Origin of the sequence: Corallincola holothuriorum (assembly GCF_003336225.1) — a bacterium.
Classification (GTDB): Bacteria; Pseudomonadota; Gammaproteobacteria; order Enterobacterales; family Neiellaceae; genus Corallincola; species Corallincola holothuriorum.
This window is the reverse complement of the sequence record NZ_QPID01000018.1, coordinates 1-17,790: the sequence shown is the minus strand read 5'-3', so window position 1 is coordinate 17,790 and position 17,790 is coordinate 1. Positions and strand designations below refer to the sequence as shown.

At 49.2% G+C, this 17,790-nt stretch carries 14 protein-coding genes, 1 tRNA gene and 1 rRNA gene; 5 read left to right on the top strand and 11 right to left on the bottom strand.

Going from position 1 to position 17,790, the window contains the following annotated elements; all coding sequences use genetic code 11:
• Positions 1-301: 301 nt before the first annotated feature.
• The 3 genes from DU002_RS19055 to DU002_RS19045 form a co-directional block, all read right to left on the bottom strand.
• Complete coding sequence (locus tag DU002_RS19055) at positions 302-934, bottom strand: fumarylacetoacetate hydrolase family protein (protein WP_233496551.1); 633 nt, start codon at positions 932-934, stop codon at positions 302-304.
• A 25-nt stretch (positions 935-959) separates the two neighbouring features.
• Complete coding sequence (locus DU002_RS19050; RefSeq protein WP_114340045.1) at positions 960-2,768, bottom strand: SufS family cysteine desulfurase; 1,809 nt, start codon at positions 2,766-2,768, stop codon at positions 960-962.
• A gap of 180 nt (positions 2,769-2,948) precedes the next feature.
• Positions 2,949-3,722: a TatD family hydrolase gene (locus DU002_RS19045; protein ID WP_199405283.1), complete on the bottom strand. Its 774-nt coding sequence runs from the start codon at positions 3,720-3,722 to the stop codon at positions 2,949-2,951.
• Positions 3,723-3,773: 51 nt separating this feature from the next.
• Between DU002_RS19045 and DU002_RS19600 the strand changes: the two genes are divergently transcribed.
• Both DU002_RS19600 and DU002_RS19035 read left to right on the top strand, forming a co-directional pair.
• The gene (locus DU002_RS19600; protein WP_158538160.1) at positions 3,774-4,379 is read left to right on the top strand and encodes a type II secretion system protein; all 606 of its coding nucleotides are present in this window, start codon (positions 3,774-3,776) and stop codon (positions 4,377-4,379) included.
• Positions 4,380-4,421: 42 nt separating this feature from the next.
• A complete protein-coding gene (locus DU002_RS19035; protein ID WP_114340041.1) occupies positions 4,422-5,570 on the top strand; it encodes an HIT family protein in 1,149 nt (382 codons plus the stop codon).
• Here DU002_RS19035 and DU002_RS19030 read toward each other — a convergent pair.
• Positions 5,567-10,078 (bottom strand): EAL domain-containing protein, encoded by a 4,512-nt coding sequence (locus tag DU002_RS19030; protein ID WP_147271903.1) that lies wholly within the window; start codon positions 10,076-10,078, stop codon positions 5,567-5,569. The two genes, DU002_RS19035 and DU002_RS19030, sit on opposite strands and share 4 nt — an antisense overlap.
• A gap of 426 nt (positions 10,079-10,504) precedes the next feature.
• On the opposite strand from DU002_RS19030, the gene DU002_RS19025 reads away from it, so the two are divergent.
• On the top strand, positions 10,505-11,599 hold the full coding sequence (locus tag DU002_RS19025) for an alkene reductase (RefSeq protein ID WP_114340039.1): 1,095 nt from the start codon (positions 10,505-10,507) through the stop codon (positions 11,597-11,599).
• A gap of 55 nt (positions 11,600-11,654) precedes the next feature.
• Here the strand turns inward: DU002_RS19025 and prfC are convergent, their stop codons facing one another.
• The 4 genes from prfC to DU002_RS19005 all read right to left on the bottom strand — a co-directional run bounded on the left by prfC (position 11,655) and on the right by DU002_RS19005 (position 14,682).
• Positions 11,655-13,247 carry a peptide chain release factor 3 gene (prfC, locus tag DU002_RS19020; protein ID WP_114340038.1) on the bottom strand — a complete coding sequence of 531 codons (1,593 nt, stop codon included), beginning with the start codon at positions 13,245-13,247 and terminating at the stop codon, positions 11,655-11,657.
• Positions 13,248-13,382: 135 nt separating this feature from the next.
• Positions 13,383-13,841, bottom strand: coding sequence for a ribosomal protein S18-alanine N-acetyltransferase (rimI, locus tag DU002_RS19015; RefSeq protein ID WP_114340037.1), 459 nt, complete (start codon positions 13,839-13,841; stop codon positions 13,383-13,385).
• A 5-nt stretch (positions 13,842-13,846) separates the two neighbouring features.
• Positions 13,847-14,275: a DNA polymerase III subunit psi gene (locus tag DU002_RS19010; RefSeq protein WP_114340036.1), complete on the bottom strand. Its 429-nt coding sequence runs from the start codon at positions 14,273-14,275 to the stop codon at positions 13,847-13,849.
• A gap of 164 nt (positions 14,276-14,439) precedes the next feature.
• Positions 14,440-14,682 (bottom strand): hypothetical protein, encoded by a 243-nt coding sequence (locus DU002_RS19005; RefSeq protein ID WP_114340035.1) that lies wholly within the window; start codon positions 14,680-14,682, stop codon positions 14,440-14,442.
• A gap of 221 nt (positions 14,683-14,903) precedes the next feature.
• On the opposite strand from DU002_RS19005, the gene DU002_RS19000 reads away from it, so the two are divergent.
• On the top strand, positions 14,904-15,308 hold the full coding sequence (locus DU002_RS19000; protein WP_114340034.1) for a (deoxy)nucleoside triphosphate pyrophosphohydrolase: 405 nt from the start codon (positions 14,904-14,906) through the stop codon (positions 15,306-15,308).
• A gap of 215 nt (positions 15,309-15,523) precedes the next feature.
• The gene (locus tag DU002_RS18995) at positions 15,524-16,273 is read left to right on the top strand and encodes a fibro-slime domain-containing protein (protein WP_114340033.1); all 750 of its coding nucleotides are present in this window, start codon (positions 15,524-15,526) and stop codon (positions 16,271-16,273) included.
• Positions 16,274-16,330: 57 nt separating this feature from the next.
• Here the strand turns inward: DU002_RS18995 and DU002_RS18990 are convergent.
• From DU002_RS18990 to rrf, 3 genes are all read right to left on the bottom strand, one after another.
• Positions 16,331-16,407, bottom strand: a tRNA-Trp gene (locus DU002_RS18990).
• Between the two features lie 212 nt (positions 16,408-16,619).
• Positions 16,620-17,153 (bottom strand): hypoxanthine phosphoribosyltransferase, encoded by a 534-nt coding sequence (gene hpt, locus DU002_RS18985; RefSeq protein WP_114340032.1) that lies wholly within the window; start codon positions 17,151-17,153, stop codon positions 16,620-16,622.
• 518 nt (positions 17,154-17,671) lie between these two features.
• Positions 17,672-17,787, bottom strand: a 5S ribosomal RNA gene (rrf, locus tag DU002_RS18980).
• Between the last annotated feature and the right edge of the window lie 3 nt (positions 17,788-17,790).

Here is a 17,790-nt window from a genome sequence, read left to right as displayed (position 1 = left end):
GTGCTGATCCAGCAGCGTTTGCAGTGTCCTTTTCATGGACTAAGCTATAGCAAACCACTGTTTATTTATCCAGCAATCTAGCAAAAAAAGACTTCCCCGAGGCCTGCCTCGGCGAGTACAACGCTAAATAGATCTACACAGACCATCTATCTGGATAAGGGAGCGATGTATACCTATCCCTATATACCGACTAGATGTCTCTATCCCATTTTATGATTACTTAATCATAACTCACTGATTAAAAGCACTTTTGTCTACAGCTCACAAAAGTGCGCTGAGGTTGGCGATGGACAAATCATACCTAAACCGCAACCCAACTGACTTCGGTCAGGCATTGCTCACCATCCAGCAACTGCGCGACAAAGCGCTGTCCGGCGACTATTTGCCCAACGCCTTTGGGCGTGCCTGTCATCAAGATGTCGCCATCCTGCAGTGTCATAAATTCCGCAATATCGGCGAGTACGGCGTCAGGTTTATGCAGCATCAAGCTGATGCCTCCCTGCTGCACTAGCACGCTATCTATCCACAGTTTCAATTGCAATTGTTGGCTGAGGCTGTCGATAGCTACAAAGTCGCTAAACAGGGCCGAGCCATCAAACGCTTTGGCGCGTTCCCAAGGCAGTGACTTGGCCTTAAGCTGGCTTTGTAAGCCGCGCTTGGTGATATCCAAACCGACGCCCGCAGCAATAAGCTTGCCCTGCTCAACCAAGAAACAGATCTCGGTTTCGTAGTGCAGAGGCTCGCCCAATACGCTGTACAGGGTGTTGCTGATCGCTGAATTTGGCTTTAGAAAGTAGACCGGCTGATCCGGTACTTCGTTGTTCAGCTCTTTGATGTGGTCAACGTAGTTACGCCCAACGCAGACGATTTTAGCTGGCGTGATCGGCTTGTGAGTCTGAGCCTCTGGTTGAATTAAACGCACTGAGTTTTGCACGAAAAGGCTACCTTCTTTTATTAGCTTAAGGACGATGGTTAGGGTCTGATACAGCGTGCTGGATGGCATCAACGATAGCCAATAAACCATTGCCGCGGGAGGGGCTTAAATGCTCTAACAGTCCCAGATCGCGCAACCACTGGCGGCCATCAAATGCTTGCACCACTGCCGTAGTTTGACCATTAACCGCCGCCAGTAACAGCACCAGTAAGCCCCGCACAATGCGGGCATCAGAATCGGCGGCAAACCAATGACAGCCATCTTTAACCTGATGCAACAACCAAGTGCGGCTCTCGCAACCTGTCACTTCGGCTGCGGGTTGTTTCTGTTCCGGTTTTAAGCCGGGTAGCTTTTTAGCCATCAACATCAACTGGCGATTGCGCCCTTCCCAACCCTTGGCCGTGGTGATCAATGCTTGTAGCTCCGCTAATGGCCATACCCAAAGCGGTAACGCTTTGTCGTCGATGACTGCCGCCACGGTTTCTGGCTCGCCCGGCGGGCTGGAGTGAGAAGCGGCTGCCATAGCAAGCTGGTCGGTGTTCTCTGTTAATTTTTCCGCAGAGTCATCGACTAAGTTATCGGCCGAGTTTTCAGCCGACGTATCGGCCAACGCATCAACTAAGAACCCGGCAATTAAATCCACCACACGGTCGGCTTCGGCAAGGCTGTTATAGGCAGCAAAACTGATCCGTAACGTGCCGTTAATACCCAACTGTTCCATTAGCGGCATGGCACAATGGTGCCCTACCCTTACAGCCACCTGCTGCTGATCCAACAACATGCCCATATCTTTGCCATGTACGCCATCGATGGTAATAGAGACCAAACTGACGACGTCATTGGCATCGGCTGGCGGCCCATATAAGGTCACCCCTGGCAGTGCAGCCAGACGTTGATATGTGTGTTGGCGCAACGCTTGTTCGTGGGCCAGCCATTGCTGGCGTGGCTGCGCATTGATGAAATCAATGGCCGCCGCCAAACCAATAGCCCCCTCGATATTGGGCGTACCCGCTTCAAATCGAAATGGCGGCGCCTGAAAGCGGCTGCCGGAAAAACTCACTTTTTCGATCATCTCACCACCGCCCTGCCAAGGCGGTAAAGCTGCTAAGGCAGCAGCCTTGCCATACAGTACGCCGATCCCGCTGGGGGCAAACATTTTATGACCAGAGAAGGCATAGAAATCACAATCCAGCGCTTGTACATCCACCGCTAAATGAGCCACCGCCTGTGCGCCATCCACCACGGTGATCGCGCCCACGTTCTTGGCGGCGGCCACCATCTGCTGTACCGGATGAATCGTGCCCAAAGCATTGGAGGCATGCCCCACGGCAAACACTTTAGTGCGTGAGCTTAACAGCGCGGCGAATTGCGCCATATCTAACCGGCCATCACCTAGCACTGGCACCACGTTCAGCACCGCACCGGTGCGCTCGCAGAGTAGTTGCCAAGGCACAATGTTGGCGTGATGTTCCATCGCCGTCAGTAAGATCTCATCCCCAGGTTTCAGCAGGTTGGTAAAAACATTGGCCAGCAGATTAATGCTCTCGGTGGTGCCTCGCGTCCAAACGATCTGTGCTGCACTTGGCGCATGGATAAAACGGGCGACGGTCTGCCTAGCCTCTTCAAATGCTTCGGTGGCAAAGCGACTCAGGCGGTGACTGGCACGATGGACATTGGCATTGTGGCGCTGCCAATGATTGACCACGGCATCAATCACGCAATGGGGCTTTTGGCTGGTGGCGGCGTTATCAAGATAGACCAACGGCGTATCTGCCACTTTTAGCTGCAGGGCAGGAAACTGCGCCCGTAACTGCGCCAAAGCCGCTTCTGGCATGAACGCAGCTGAGTTGGTTAGAGGCGAATAAGCAGGCTCGGTCTTGGCTGTCATGGCGATAATAAGATTAGATTTCCAGCCGAACAGACTCGGCAGTTAAGCGAATAAGGGTATGGTCGCTTATTGCTTCAGCACCCGCAACCCTGGCACTGCTGGCAACCCTGACAATCGGAATGCTACTTATGGTTTGAAGCCAAATAGCTGCGTTGCATTGGCACCGGTTTGCGAATAAATATCAGCCAGCGGCAGCTGCTTTAGCGCCGCTAATGACTCAGCCACCTGCACGACGCGCGCCGGCTCATTCCGTTGCCCTTGAAAACCAGCCAATGGCATATCGGGGGCGTCAGTTTCTAGCAACAATTTGCTTAGTGGCAGCTCGGCCACTGCGGCACGGGTTTTCGCCGCTCGTGGGTAGGTGATCACGCCACCGATGCCGAGTAAGCAACCATGCTGAATGTAATCATTGGCGAGTTGTAAGCTACCGCTAAAGGCGTGTATCACGGCCCCCTTCTGTGCCGGTTTGGCTTTCAATAATGACAGCAGCTCTGGGTGCGCTTTGCGCACATGCAAGATAACGGGCAGTTCGAATTTTTCCGCCAGCAACCATTGTTGTTCTAATAGGGTTTGTTGCTTGGCGCGATCGGCATCTGCTATCACCCAATCTAAACCACACTCGCCAACGGCGACGACCTTAGGGTGGCGCTGTGCCAGCAAGGACTCAAGTAACAGCAAATCCTGTTCGCTATGCTCTGCCTGGAAGTAGGGGTGCAGACCCAATGCGATATAAATCGGCGCGTATTGCTCAGCCAGTGCCAGCAACGCCGGCCAGCGCTTGGCGCTGACCGCTGGCACGACCAACCGTGTTACGCCTGCCGCCTGGGCACGACGAATAACCAACGCTAGATCGGCAGAAAAAGGAGCCAAGTCCAGATGACAATGAGAGTCCACTAACACATTGATCAATCTCTGTTTGTATCGGCTTTAAAGCCAGCTATGATAGCTAATATGAAACGCATATATAGCCATAGTCACCAAATCCATCGGGGCTTTACCCTGATTGAGCTGGTTGTTGTGTTGATTATACTCGGAATACTCGCTGTCACTGCGCTATCTCGTTTTATCAACTTAAATGATGAAGCGACCGAATCCACCGTCCGCTACTCGGCCAAAGCATTTAAAACCTCAGTAGATTTGGCAAATGCAGCTTGGGCTGTAAAGCGTTTAAACGTCGGCATCTACAACCTATCGGCACTGCCACGATCTGAAGACCCCAATTTCGCCGCCCGCGGAACAAGTGGTGTTGATGTCAATGCCAATGGCTGGCCAGCAGGGATATGGGAAGATTGGCTCGCCAACGCGCCTGCCGATACACCTGAAGATCCCTCGGTTTATGGAGCGATTGGTATTAATAATGTCCAAGACTGCGCGCAGGCGTGGATTGGCTTAATGGACTCGACCCAAACCGTTGCGCGCACGGCCAATGAATCAGGTGATTACCTTGCCAGCCATTTAGGTGGTCAACAGTGCCTCTACACTTACCAAGATGATACCCGTTACAGCTTTTTTTACGATGCTGCGGATGGCACGGTGGAATACCAATTTATTCCATAGCGCGAACAGCAACGACTCGCCTTTACTAAGGATGACGGCAACATGACAAATAAGCTTTCGTTGCAGGAACTTCAAAAACATTTACTCAGCGATGACCCCATGTCAGCCCCCATCAGTGAACTTGTTAAAGCATTGGTGAATGGCACCGATAGCTCGCACAACCTACCCGAATCCCATTACCAAATAGATCCCCGCGATGGCGAAATCACTATTTTTAGCGCATCCAGAGCGAATCGCCCGCACTCCACTGCAGACAAGCCCGCTGAAGTCACGACTGGCGACAACTGTCCTATCTGTGCGGGGAACCTCACCAGTGTCTGTCATGTACAGCCATTGTCGGATGGCGCCAGTTTTATCACTGAGAACCTTTACCCGGTGGTGCATGCCCATGGCTTAATGAAGGTAGAGCCAGACGAGGTTGGTAGCCATGCCATCGTCCGTGGTGGCAACGCCTTTGGTGGTCATTTCCTGCAGTGGACCAGCACCGAGCATGATAAAGATTGGCACAATATGCCATTAGAGGATCTCGTGCTCACCATGGAGCAACTGGCTATCATGGAACGTAAGTTACTCACCGAAGCGGTGGCGATGCCGAAATCGGCTGGCAGTAATGGTGAAACCAGAGGTTATCTCAGTATTTTTAAGAATTTTGGTGTTAAAGCGGGCGCATCACTGACCCACGGCCACCAGCAGATCCTCTTTGCCAACGTGATGTGCAGGAGCAGCTTTAACGATTGGCGTTTTTATGCCCGCCACTTTGAGAATTTTTCAGATTATATGCTCAGAGAAAATGCTGAAGATCTGATGGTAAAAGACTATGGTGATGTGGTGTTGATGGTGCCCTACTTTATGCCCCGCCCTTACACCATGTTGGCCGTAGTGAAGCAGTCAGACCACAGTCATCTATACCATCTACCGGAAAAAACACTCGCTGACCTCACAGAAGCGATGCGGGATGCCATTCTAGCGATGCGTGCTGAGCTGGTAAAAGACGGCAAGCCAGAAGCGTTCAACTATCTGGTACATACCGGGCCGGGTTGTGGTTTATACGTTGAGTTTATGCCACGGGCAGATGCGCACGGCGGACTTGAGATGCAAGGCACTTGGGTTTGCCAAGCGCTGCCAACCGTGTGTGCCGAACGCCTTCGACAGAACCTTAACGGGCATAGCCAACGGCCAACAGACAGCTAGCTATCCAGTGCTGATGGCAAGCTGCTAGCCAACAAAGCGGGAACATTTTCGGCAATGACTGGGCGGGAAAAATAGTAACCCTGTAGCCAATCACAACCCCGCTCGGCGAAGAACAATGCTTGCTCTCGCGTCTCTATCCCTTCCGCAATGCACTGCATATTGAGGATCTCTGCCAACTTTAAGGTGGCATTGATAATCCCCTCGGCACTGTCTGATACGCCTATCTCGCTAACGAAACTACGATCAATTTTTAGAATATCGATGGGGAATGCCTGTAGATACTTAAGTGAAGAGTAGCCCGTTCCAAAATCATCAAGCGCCAGAGTAAAGCCTGCTTCATTCAGTCGATTCATCATCGCCTGTGCACGCACATGATCACTCATTAAAGCACCTTCGGTGATCTCCAAAGAGAGCGCACTGCAAGGCAGCTCATAGTCAGCCATCAAGCTAACAAGCTCTTGTGTCAGCCCCTCGACGTCAAAATGGCGCGCCGACAGGTTCAATGACAAGCGAGGTTGATAACCCAGTTGATACCAGTGGCGGAGATCTGTCAGCCCGAGGTGAAGTGCCTGCCATGTCATTTCACCAATCAGTCCCATCTCTTCCGCGATCGGGATAAAGGTCATTGGCGGCACAGTAACGCCGTCACGCTGCCAGCGAATTAATAGCTCTAAGGCGATCACCTGACCGCTCGAAAAGTCGATGATAGGTTGATAGCAGCAACTAAACGCCTTGTCCTTCACTGCATCTTTTAATCCATTAGCCAGAGATAAGCGCTCCCTGACCTGATGGTTCATCTCTGTCTGGTAAAACTGTACGGAGAACGCGCGGGCATTCTTGGCATGGTACATAGCAATATCAGCGTGCTTTATCAGCTCATCACCACGGCGGCCATCCATGGGATACATAGCAATACCTATGCTGGAACCAACACTGATCGCCTCTGCCCCCAACTGCAATGGCTGCTGGATCACCTGATTTAAGGTGTTAGCCACGCGGCTCGCTTCATTAGCGTCAATGTTCTCCAGCATCACCACAAACTCATCACCGGATAAACGCGCGACCGTATCCTCTTTTCGTAGACACTGGGTGACCTGTGTTGCGACATGGCAAAGCAATGCATCACCAGCATCATGACCCAAGCTGTCATTGATCTGCTTAAATTTGTCCAAATCAATAAACATCACTGCCAATGATGTTGCAGCCCTTTCCGCCTGGTCAATCGCATGGCTCAAACGATCCAGAAATAACATACGGTTAGGCAAGCCGGTCAAGCCATCAAAGCTGGCCATCTTTTTAAGCTGCGCCTGCACTTTCTTTTGCTCAGTGATATCACTGAGGGTAATGGCGTAGTGCTCTGGCGATAATGAATCACCACTGGCAACCGAGTAGAGATCCACTTCCACTTCATAACGCTGCCCTGAGGGGGCGACAAAAGCTAACTCACCATTCCACTGTTCACCAAAGCTTAACTTGCGGATCTGCGCCAAAATCAGCCTTTTTCCATCAGGATTTAACGCTAACAGCTCGGCTAGTTTTTCGGGGAAATCCTCTTCACTGCGGGAACCGATAATCGCCCTTAGTGCGGGGTTTGCATCAATTACCCGAAAGTGCTTATTCAACACCATCACCCACTCGTGGGAGTGCTCAAAAATGCGACCAAACAGGCTGGCGCGCTCTTTCGTCGAATAGATATCTGTCACATCCGTGTAGGTACCAATAATCCGTGACGTTTGATCCCGTGTAACCAGGCTCCCTAAATCACGGAAATAGAGATAATGCCCTTGCTGATGACGCAGTCGATAGCTGACATCAAACGTAGTGTTATCGCCATAAACAAATATTTGCCAAGCCGCCTTAAAACGCTGCTGATCTGAGGGATGAATGAAGTGGAGAAGTTCATCAAGCGTAAGCGCCACTGGTACCTGATACCCCAGTAGGGCTTCAAAACGATTCTGAACAAAACAGTTCTGTTGCTCATCCCATTCCCAAATACCGCTATCGCTGCCGGTCAGTGCCAGCTGCATACGCTGTTCACTTTGCTTGGTCGCCTCATGAGCCTGAGCGATCTGAGATTGATGCAAGCGATGCCTGCGCCATACCAATAGCAGTAGTGTAATAAGCAAAACTGCGTAACCGAAGTAGGCCCCCGGCGATGCCCATGGCGGGTAGGCGACAACAATATCAATCGTCGCCATCTCACCGCGCTCTCCGGAGTCAGCAGAGTAAGCCCATACCCGAAACTGATACTGACCAGGATTAAGCGTGGCAAAGGTCGCCCGATTATCTCGGGTCAATGGATAGGAGATATCTTTGCCGCCGGTCAACTCGTACTGAAAACGCAGATTATTCTGTTCAGAAAAAGTCAGACCCGAAAACTCGATACTTAAGCCGACATCATTATGCGCCAAGTCGATACGGGCACCATTGAGATTGGTTAACGGCATAGACAGATCGCGAGACAGTAGTTCGATATTGGATATAGCGATACGGGGTGGATGAACTCGCGCATGCGAAGTGAGCTGATTAGGCTCAAACAAAGTCACGCCCTTATAACTGCCGTAAGCAATACGACCATCAGCGAGCTGCACGGCAGAAAATTCATTAAACTCTTCGGTAGCTAGGCCATGGTTGTAGGAGTAGTGGCGCAGGTGATGGTTATCAACATTGATCTTTAGGATCCCTTTCAGCGAACTTAGCCAAAGGTCGCCCCGGCCATCCAGCTGCAAGCCATACACTTCGTTGGCAGGTAAGCGATTTGTTTGATCATATAGGAATTTCTCCTCAAAGCTGATGCTATCAAGCCCCACCAAACCGGCACCGGGATAGGTCACCCACAGTGTATTATTGCGATCAACAACCCAACTTTCCGGATAAACATATCGCTGAGCCCGTGCACGACTAATACTGTGCAATTTCCTCGTTTCGCCCGTTTCGATATCTAGTCGCCAAAGACTATGGGTCGCGCTAACCAATACGCCGTTATCGTCACCAGGCAGTTGCCCTAAGAAACCCCATACAAGTTCAGGTTTAAGCTCACCGACATCGAATAGTTGATGCTCTACAATGCTATTGGCCAATGGATCAAAACGATAAAAAGCTTCTTCTCCAACGAACCAAATCGTGTCGTCAGGGGCCTGGTAATAGCCCCATGTGTCCATCGCGAATATCGCCCTGGATTCGGGTACTAAATCAGTTAAAGGCTCAGCTTGGCCAGTTTCCATATCAAACAGATAAAGACCTTGCGGCGTATACAACCAGAGTTGGGTATCTCCAGCACTGAGAATTTGATAGATAGAGCCTGACGATTCTACCGATTTATGATCTTCATCCACCAGATAAGCGGTTATCTCATCGGTATCCAAGCGATAACGGTTTAAGCCATTATCACTGCCAAGCCACAAGGTTGTTTCATCCTGTAGATAGAGTGACCAAACAGCATCATGGCTTAACTCACTGTTTAAGCTGTGGCGGTTGCTAAAAAGATCATTGGCGGTCTGCCAGTAGAGGGCACCCGCAGCATCCGAACCAAGCCACAAATTGCCCTCATCATCGACAGTTAGATCATAAAGTTGATCGCTGGAGATACCATAAGGCGCGTCACTTGGCAGAAATATCTGCTCTGCTGTCTGTGTCGAAGGAATAAAACGGAACACGCCCTCATCTGTTGGCAAGTAGATCGTCTCGCCGCTAACGACAATCTTCCAGATGTTGCGCCCATCAATAAGGGGGGTGGAATAAAGTTCTGTTTCGGGAGACTTAATTAACGCCGCCACCTGTTGAGCGCTAAGTCGAAATAAACCATCAACGGTACCTATGTATAAGCTATCATCCTCAGCAACATAAAGTGCCTTGGTATTATCAGCATCAAGGGTTCGAGAATCAGGCCGCAGATGAGTCAACAAAGTCAGTTTCTGAGTGAGACGATCAAGCAGGTACAGGCCTGTTGACGTACCAACCAGCACTTCTCCCTGCCAGAAAGCCATCGTCCGAACGTGCTGCTGCACAGCAACCTCTGCATCGGACAAGGCGAATACGGTAGTGATCTGTTCAGTTTCTTTGTCATAACTAACAATGCTTTCATCAAGCACCACCCAGATCTTGCCATCTGGGCCTTGAGTAATAAATTCCGATGACTGCAGCGGCTCATCAAAACTACGGGACTTAATCGCAATACGTTGTTTCATTTCACTGGTTGCTGGGTCGATGCTATAGATCCCTTCCCAACCGGTACTGATCCAGATGAGCCCCGCATCATCCTCAAACAATGCATAGATAGAAGCCTTGTTGAGGATGTTGTGCTGACGATTGAGTGGCGACACCTTGTAACCATCGTAACGGTTCAGCCCCCAGTGAGTGCCTATCCAGAGAAAACCATTGCGATCAATTAACACCGCGTTAACTGAGCTTTGCGACAGGCCATCAGTGATAGTTAGCTGAGAGAAACGAGGGTCACTGACCACAGGCTTGGCAGTAAGGGAGTGAGAAACAATAGCGAGTAGACACACGCAAGTGCATAGAATGCTGCGGGCGCAACGGCAGAAAAACCGGCTATACAAAGAGATTATCTTCAAAACAGACGTCACCAAACCACTTATAAGTCCGCACACTAAATGCAGAAAGTATCTTCAAAGGTAAACAGCCACTTCATCATGAAGTAGCGTATAGAAGACTGCGGATCCGTCCGAAAATCCTGGTGAAATTTACAGCAAACTAGTTAAAACAACAATATAAAGCGCGCAAGCACTGTTAAAAAAGCTGACATTAAACGCATGAGTCAGTCAAAGTGTAACCCCTATTATTTCGTTATTAACAAAAATGTTTTCGATTACTACGTATATATCAAATGAATATCGCGCAGTAATATCCTGGCTTAGTATCCAAGCCAAGTACGTTAACGATCGCTAACATCGGCAGATATAACGGAGAGAATCATGCTATTCACACCACATCAGTTTGCTAGCCTTCATCTGAACAACCGTATCGCGATGGCACCTATGACCCGTTCGCGCACCGATCAACCGGGTGATATTCCTAACGATCTGATGGCTACCTATTATGGCCAGCGCGCCTCTGCGGGGTTAATTATCACCGAAGGCGCACCTATTTCAGCGGTCGCACGCGGTTACGCCATGACACCAGGTATTTATACAGAAGAACAGATCACCGGCTGGAAGAAGGTTACCTCAGCTGTTCATCAAGCCGGTGGCAAAATCTTTGTCCAACTTTGGCATGTAGGTCGCCGCTCCCATCACACTATCGCTGGTGAAACGCCTGTTTCAGCCTCGGCAATCAAAGAGCCTGACCAAGTGTTTGGTCCACTCCCCGAGGGTGGCTTTGGCATGATAGAAACCGATCAGCCCAGAGCGCTCTCTCAGCAAGAGATCAAAGCCACGATTGCCGATTTTGTGCAGGGGGCAAAAAATGCGATGGCAGCGGGTTTTGATGGCGTTGAGTTACATGGCGCTCACGGCTACTTGATCGACCAATTTCTCCGCATCAGCAGTAATCAACGCACAGACGATTACGGCGGAAGTCAGGACAATCGTATGCGTTTTATGCTTGAAGTCACCGAGGCCGTCGCCAATGCAATTGGTGCAAACAAAGTGGCGATACGTCTATCCCCCTTTGTGACAGAGGGAGCTGCGCAACCAGATCCTGAAATAACCGAACTGACGATTAAGGCACTGGCCAAACTCGCTCATTTACAGTTGGCCTATGTCCATTTCTCAGAGAACATTTCAAACTACACTCAAGTACCAGATAGCTTCCGGCAGCAGGTACGAGAGGTCTACCCCCATCCGATTATGGTGGCGGGCAAGTACACAGTGTCATCAGCCCAACAGATATTGGCACAAGGATTCGCGGATCTAGTGGCTTTCGGACAGCCGTTTATCACCAATCCTGATTTTGTATATCGAGCGCGGAACCAACTTCCACTGACCCCTGTTGGCGATGATGCCCATAGTACCTTTTATGGCGGTGGTGCTGCGGGCTACACCGACTATGCCACTGTAACTTCAGCCTGAAACCAAAAAGAGCGAGTCAATAGACTCGCTCTTTACGTTTACTAACCAACGCAGCTTAATGCTCGCGTGTGGTCATAAACTTCACCTCAGGGAAACGCTCTTGTGCGAGACTCAGATTAACCATGGTCGGTGCGATATAGGTAAGATTATCACCGCCATCCAATGCCAGGTTATCGTGGGCTTTCTTACTGAACTCATCCAACTTGCGCTGGTCATCACAAGCTACCCAACGCGCAGTGGCAACGTTAATCGGTTCATAGATCGCTTCCACTTTATATTCGCTTTTCAAACGTGCAACCACCACGTCAAACTGCAAGATACCTACGGCACCCACAATCAGATCATTGTTACGTAGTGGACGGAATACCTGTACCGCGCCCTCTTCCGCTAACTGCAGCAACCCCTTCTGCAGATGCTTCATCTTCAACGGATCTTTCAGTTGAATGCGGCGAAACAGCTCCGGAGCAAAGTTAGGGATGCCGGTAAAACGCAGGTTTTCTCCCTGACTAAAGGTGTCACCTATCTGGATCGTACCGTGGTTATGCAAGCCAATAATATCGCCGGGAAAGGCCTCATCAGCATGGCTACGATCACCAGCCATGAAGGTGACGGCATCAGAGACCGAGATATCTTTACCAATGCGTACGTGACGCATCTTCATCCCTTTCTGATATTTACCGGAACAGATACGCATAAACGCAATTCGGTCACGGTGCTTTGGATCCATATTGGCCTGGATCTTAAACACGAACCCACTGAATTTTTCTTCGGCGGGCTCAACCTGACGCTCTGCCGATTCACGGGGCTGTGGTTTAGGTGCCCACTCGACTAAGCCATCAAGGATATGATCGACACCAAAGTTACCCAACGCCGTACCAAAGTAGACAGGAGTCAATTCACCGGCCAGGAACATCTCCATATCAAACTCATTCGAAGCGCCCTGTACCAACTCCATTTCTTCACGCAGCTGTTCAGCGAAGTCTTCACCAATCACACTTTCAAGCTCTGGGTTATCCAAACCTTTAACGGTGCGCACTTCCTGGATCATATGACCCTGACCACTTTGATAGAGGATCACTTCGTCGCGCAAAATATGGTAAACGCCTTTAAACAGCTTACCCGAGCCGATAGGCCAAGTGATTGGCGCACAAGCGATATTAAGCACATCTTCGACTTCATCCATCAACTCGATGGGATCGCGGATATCACGGTCAAGCTTGTTCATGAAGGTCACAATCGGCGTATCACGCAGGCGGGTGACTTCCATCAACTTGATAGTTCGCGCCTCTACACCTTTCGCAGAGTCGATCACCATCAAACAGCTATCAACAGCGGTGAGTGTACGGTAGGTATCCTCTGAGAAGTCTTCGTGACCAGGGGTATCAAGCAGATTAACCAGCGCATCTTGATAAGGAAACTGCATCACCGAGGTGGTCACAGAGATACCACGCTCTTTCTCCATCTCCATCCAGTCTGATTTGGCGTGCTGACCTGTACCTCCGCGCCCTTTTACGGTACCGGCACTTTTGATCGCTTCTCCGAATAACAACACTTTTTCGGTGATGGTAGTTTTACCGGCATCCGGGTGAGAGATGATAGCGAAAGTACGGCGCTTATTAACTTCGCTTAGCAGACCTTCATTGGACATGAAACATAGACCCCAACCCTCTATCGACATTGTCATAGAGAGATACAGATTACAGATGGATTGATTGGCGGAGGATTATAAAGGATTTGCGTTCAATTTGAACGCGGATTCGTCGGGCGAGCGAGTTTATTACCACTACAACGCCAAACTGGTACCCATAATAACAGCATCTTCCCGACCGTCAGCCCCGGGGTAATAGCCATGGCGGACACCTAGCTCGTTGAACCCTTCAGATCGATATAACGCCTGAGCAGCCATATTCGAGGCACGAACTTCGAGAAACAGATGTTTGCCTCCTGCTGCCTCTGCCCGCGTCAGCATATCTACCAACAACCGACGACCAATCCCCTGACCTTGAAATTCAGGCAATACGGCTATATCAGTCAAGGTCACCTCATCGAGCACCTGACTAGCAATATAGAAGCCGATGACCTGGCCATCATTGACCGCAGCGATGCTTATATCAGCTCCCGTAAGACTAGGAAGAATATTACTCTCTGCCGCAGGATGTGAGTGGCTTCGCTGCTCGATATGCATCACCGCAGCAATATCTGCAGCAACTAACTCTCGCAGCTCAATAGCAATTTGACTCATTCTACTCACCCAGCCTCAACATGGTTGTTATTGTGAATAAAGCCATCACATCGAGACATTAAGCATTGCCATAAAGCCCGTTTTGCTGCGGCTGATTGTTGAAGATCCAACAAAGGAGGCGTGATCAACTCAGTACCGCGCCATGTAACATCTCCCCCCTGCATACGCCATCCCGTTAGCCCATCAATAGCGACTGCCGGTGCGTTTTGGGGATCTACTGTATTGCCCGAGCTCAAGCTATGAAATTCAGCATTGTCGATACCTAAAATAGCCAAAACTCTTTGGGTAAGAAGCGAGTTTTTAGCATCTTCGGGGGACTCACCGTAGACAACAAATAGAGCTGCGTCATCAGCAAGCGTCTCGACATTGTCGACTTCAAAGGTTGGGACATTCATCGCAGCTAATACTTGCTGCTGCAGCGTGCTAAGAGACATGGTTAAAGCCTATACGGCAAACAACAAAACAGGTTCAATGTTACCCAAGTGTACCATTGAACCTGTTTAAGCTGCGACGCTTCAGCCATCAAAAGTTAACTCGTATTAGATGAAAAAACGGCGCATAGCGCCGTTAAAAAGGGAATGTACAGGTGAAAATATTCTCAGGATAAAAATGTTTTTAAATAACCACGATCGCCTTGCCTCGCTTCACCGCTCATTTTGGCCAGAAAGAAGCAAAATCCAGCAGAAAGTACAGAGATAAAGGCAACCACCATACTGCCAGACTGATGAGTTGATGAACCATACATACTAGACGTCTGCAACATTAGCGCCTCAGATGCACCATATAAGGCTACCAAACCTAATATCATCAGACTCAACTTACCCAAGCTTTCTAATTTCATACATAATCCTCAACCAACACTGTTTTAGTAGTAATACGTCGGTTGTACTCCATTACTGCTACCGTTGGGGGTAAGCTACTCCTAGGGTGACTGCCCGCCAGCAGTTCACATATCTATGTTGTAGCAAAGCAAACAGGTGTCAGCAATTTTTACAGCGCGTGAAATTACTAAGCTGATACACAAATCACAAATTGATTTAGATCAAGAAAGAAAAGTGAGAGGTGAAACGAGTGATCAGTGTCGTTGCTGCGGTAATAGAAAATGAAAATGGCGAGTGGCTTATTGCCAAACGCCCGAAACATAAGACACGTGGTGGCTACTGGGAGTTTCCAGGAGGCAAGATTGAAGCAGGGGAAGAAGCACAAACAGCACTGAAAAGGGAGATCAGTGAGGAACTAGGAATACGAATAAGCATAATAGCCAAGCTCACAAATCAGCTTCACCACTATCCAGACATAAGCATCGAGCTATCCAGTTACCTATGCAAAGCCGGATCAGAGGCGCCTCATCCGCACGAACATACCGCAATAGAATGGGTAAGCCTAAGTAATATTCATAAATATCAATTATCTGCGGCTGATAATGGCATTATCGAAGTGTTAAAAGAAAGAGCAAAACAATATTAGCAACACTACCGCCTTATCAAACTACGCCCCCTTACTCTCGATGTTAAATGAAGTATCCAGATCCAGCATCGTCATTGATATTTACAATAGCCAATGACAATAAGGATTGAATCTGCGAACAAGGTTCGATAAATCATATTGTTACTATCTCTGGTGTGAATATTGCTGCTTTTTCAACCATAAGAACTGAAAACGTAATCGTGTTGGAGATTGATATGAAGTGCTTACAACTAATCACCGTCATCGCTTTTAGTGTTTGTTCAGTCGTATCAGCAAATGCAGGTGTCCTCACCCTAAGCGGGACAATCTATGACAAAGTCGCAGCGGAAGCAGACTTTGAAGATCCATGTTGTTCGGGGCTAGTCACAGGGTTGGTATCAAGTACGCTGGCTGCTGATGGCTTACCGGAGTTTGTGGCTAATGATGGTGATGGCGATATCACTTCTGCCGCCTCTTTTGACGCTTGGTGGATGGATACAAACGGAACTAAGGCATTCGATTTAGATCTCACAGAAACAGCGCCTGATTCCGGCATATTTAGCTACACCGACTCAGCATTTTTCCCTATTGATAACGAACTTGCCGGGAATGAAGGACGCAATCATAACTACCACTTCACTATGCATTTAGAAGGGATAACCACTTTCAGAGAAACCGATGTATTTGCATTTCTAGGTGACGATGATCTTTGGGTATATATCGATGGGAAGTTAGTGATGGATCTTGGTGGCGTCCATGCCGCCGTCAGCGATACGCTCACAGGGGCTGATTTGATGGCCATGGGCTTGGCGGAAGACACTGAATATGATTTGGATATCTTTTTTGCTGAGCGCCATACAGTGGCTTCAAACTTCAATATCGCAACCTCCTTCAGGGTTAAGAGTGAAGTTCCTGCGCCTCAGGTATTACTGATGTTTGGTCTTGCACTTTGCGCCGTCCGCCTGTTGCGCAGACAATCTAACTAGGTTAGTCAAAAGCTAAAAAGCAGAAAGCCCGCAATAAATGCGGGCTTTCTTTTTGTATGGCAGGAGTGGAGGGACTCGAACCCCCAACCATCGGTTTTGGAGACCGCTGTTCTACCAATTGGAACTACACTCCTAAAGCAGGGCGCGATTATACCGAAGAGAGACCAAAGGTAAAGAGCAAAACAAACGGTTTTTATCTGATCGAATACGCTTTAACCAATATCAACTGAGTCAGGCGCCAAAGTGTGCGTTATATCTCAACCCTACTATGATTAGCGCTCTCTTGTCGCAACGAAGCCTGCTAATCTCCCGCACTAATCAGCTCTACGCCGAATTGATAACATCGCTACGACTCTTCGATAGTTACTTTACCGATATAGGGTAAGTTACGGTATTTTTCTGCCCAGTCGATGCCATAACCGACAACAAATGCATCCGGGATCTCAAAGCCCACATAGTCCACAGGCACATCCACTTCACGGCGGCTGACTTTATTGAGTAAGGTACATATCCGTAATGATTTCGGCTCTCTTAAAAGCAGCATTTCCCGTACCTTGCTCAAAGTAAAACCACTGTCAATAATATCCTCGACAATGAGCACCTCGCGCCCCTTGATGTCCACTTCTATGTCTTTGAGTATCCGTACGTCACCAGACGACTGCATACGGTGTCCGTAACTACTGACCACCATAAAGTCCAACTCAACACTGCTATTCACCTGTCGGCACAGATCGGAAAGAAAAATCACAGAGCCTTTCAACAGACCTATCATGAGTAATTGATCTGTACCTTGGTAACCAAGACTAATCTCATTACCTAAACGCGCCACCGTCTCCACCAAAATTTCCTGACTGTAAAGCGTGTCTACCCGATGCTTCATCTCAATGCCTTCTTATTGATAACTATGAATAGTTTAGCGCCGTTTATAAAAATCCGTTAATTAAGACAATGCAGATATAAATTAACAACAAAGAAACGCTACGTCTCCGAGCTTTTTCTATTGCAAGCAAAGAGCGGTTAATTAGCCAGGGATCGCCCTTCAGCTTGATGACAACACTATAGGCTGCCGACACTAGGCGCACTGAAAATAAAAAAGCCCTTCGCTTTCGCGAAGGGCTTTGCTGTTTTCAACGGCCTAAAACGCAAAAAGGCTACCCTATCGGGTAGCCTCTTCACTGTATTAGGTGTCTGGCGGAGTCCAGCCTACGGGCATAGCCCTTCGGCGTTCGTGACTGAGTGAGATACTCAATCTCACGCCAGGCGTCACTCACCCTACTAGCACAGGCTAAGGAGGCGCCGTTGGCGCGCTGTCTACCTCCCCATGTGAGCGCGACACTAAACGCACTGGAAATAAAAAAGCCCTTCGCTTTCGCGAAGGGCTTTTCTATTTTATTAGGTGTCTGGCGGTGACCTACTCTCACATGGGGAAGCCCCACACTACCATCGGCGCAATTGCGTTTCACTGCTGAGTTCGGAATGGGATCAGGTGGTGCCACAACGCTATGGCCGCCAGACAA

Coding starts and splice junctions, on each gene's coding strand:
- DU002_RS18995 (WP_114340033.1), top strand. CDS start 15,524: ATGAAGTGCTTACAACTAATCACCGTCATCGCTTTTAGTGTTTGTTCA.
- prfC (WP_114340038.1), bottom strand. CDS start 13,247: ATGTCCAATGAAGGTCTGCTAAGCGAAGTTAATAAGCGCCGTACTTTC.
- DU002_RS19010 (WP_114340036.1), bottom strand. CDS start 14,275: ATGTCTCTTAGCACGCTGCAGCAGCAAGTATTAGCTGCGATGAATGTC.
- hpt (WP_114340032.1), bottom strand. CDS start 17,153: ATGAAGCATCGGGTAGACACGCTTTACAGTCAGGAAATTTTGGTGGAG.
- DU002_RS19025 (WP_114340039.1), top strand. CDS start 10,505: ATGCTATTCACACCACATCAGTTTGCTAGCCTTCATCTGAACAACCGT.
- DU002_RS19050 (WP_114340045.1), bottom strand. CDS start 2,768: ATGCCAGAAGCGGCTTTGGCGCAGTTACGGGCGCAGTTTCCTGCCCTG.
- DU002_RS19035 (WP_114340041.1), top strand. CDS start 4,422: ATGACAAATAAGCTTTCGTTGCAGGAACTTCAAAAACATTTACTCAGC.
- DU002_RS19005 (WP_114340035.1), bottom strand. CDS start 14,682: ATGAAATTAGAAAGCTTGGGTAAGTTGAGTCTGATGATATTAGGTTTG.
- rimI (WP_114340037.1), bottom strand. CDS start 13,841: ATGAGTCAAATTGCTATTGAGCTGCGAGAGTTAGTTGCTGCAGATATT.
- DU002_RS19600 (WP_158538160.1), top strand. CDS start 3,774: ATGAAACGCATATATAGCCATAGTCACCAAATCCATCGGGGCTTTACC.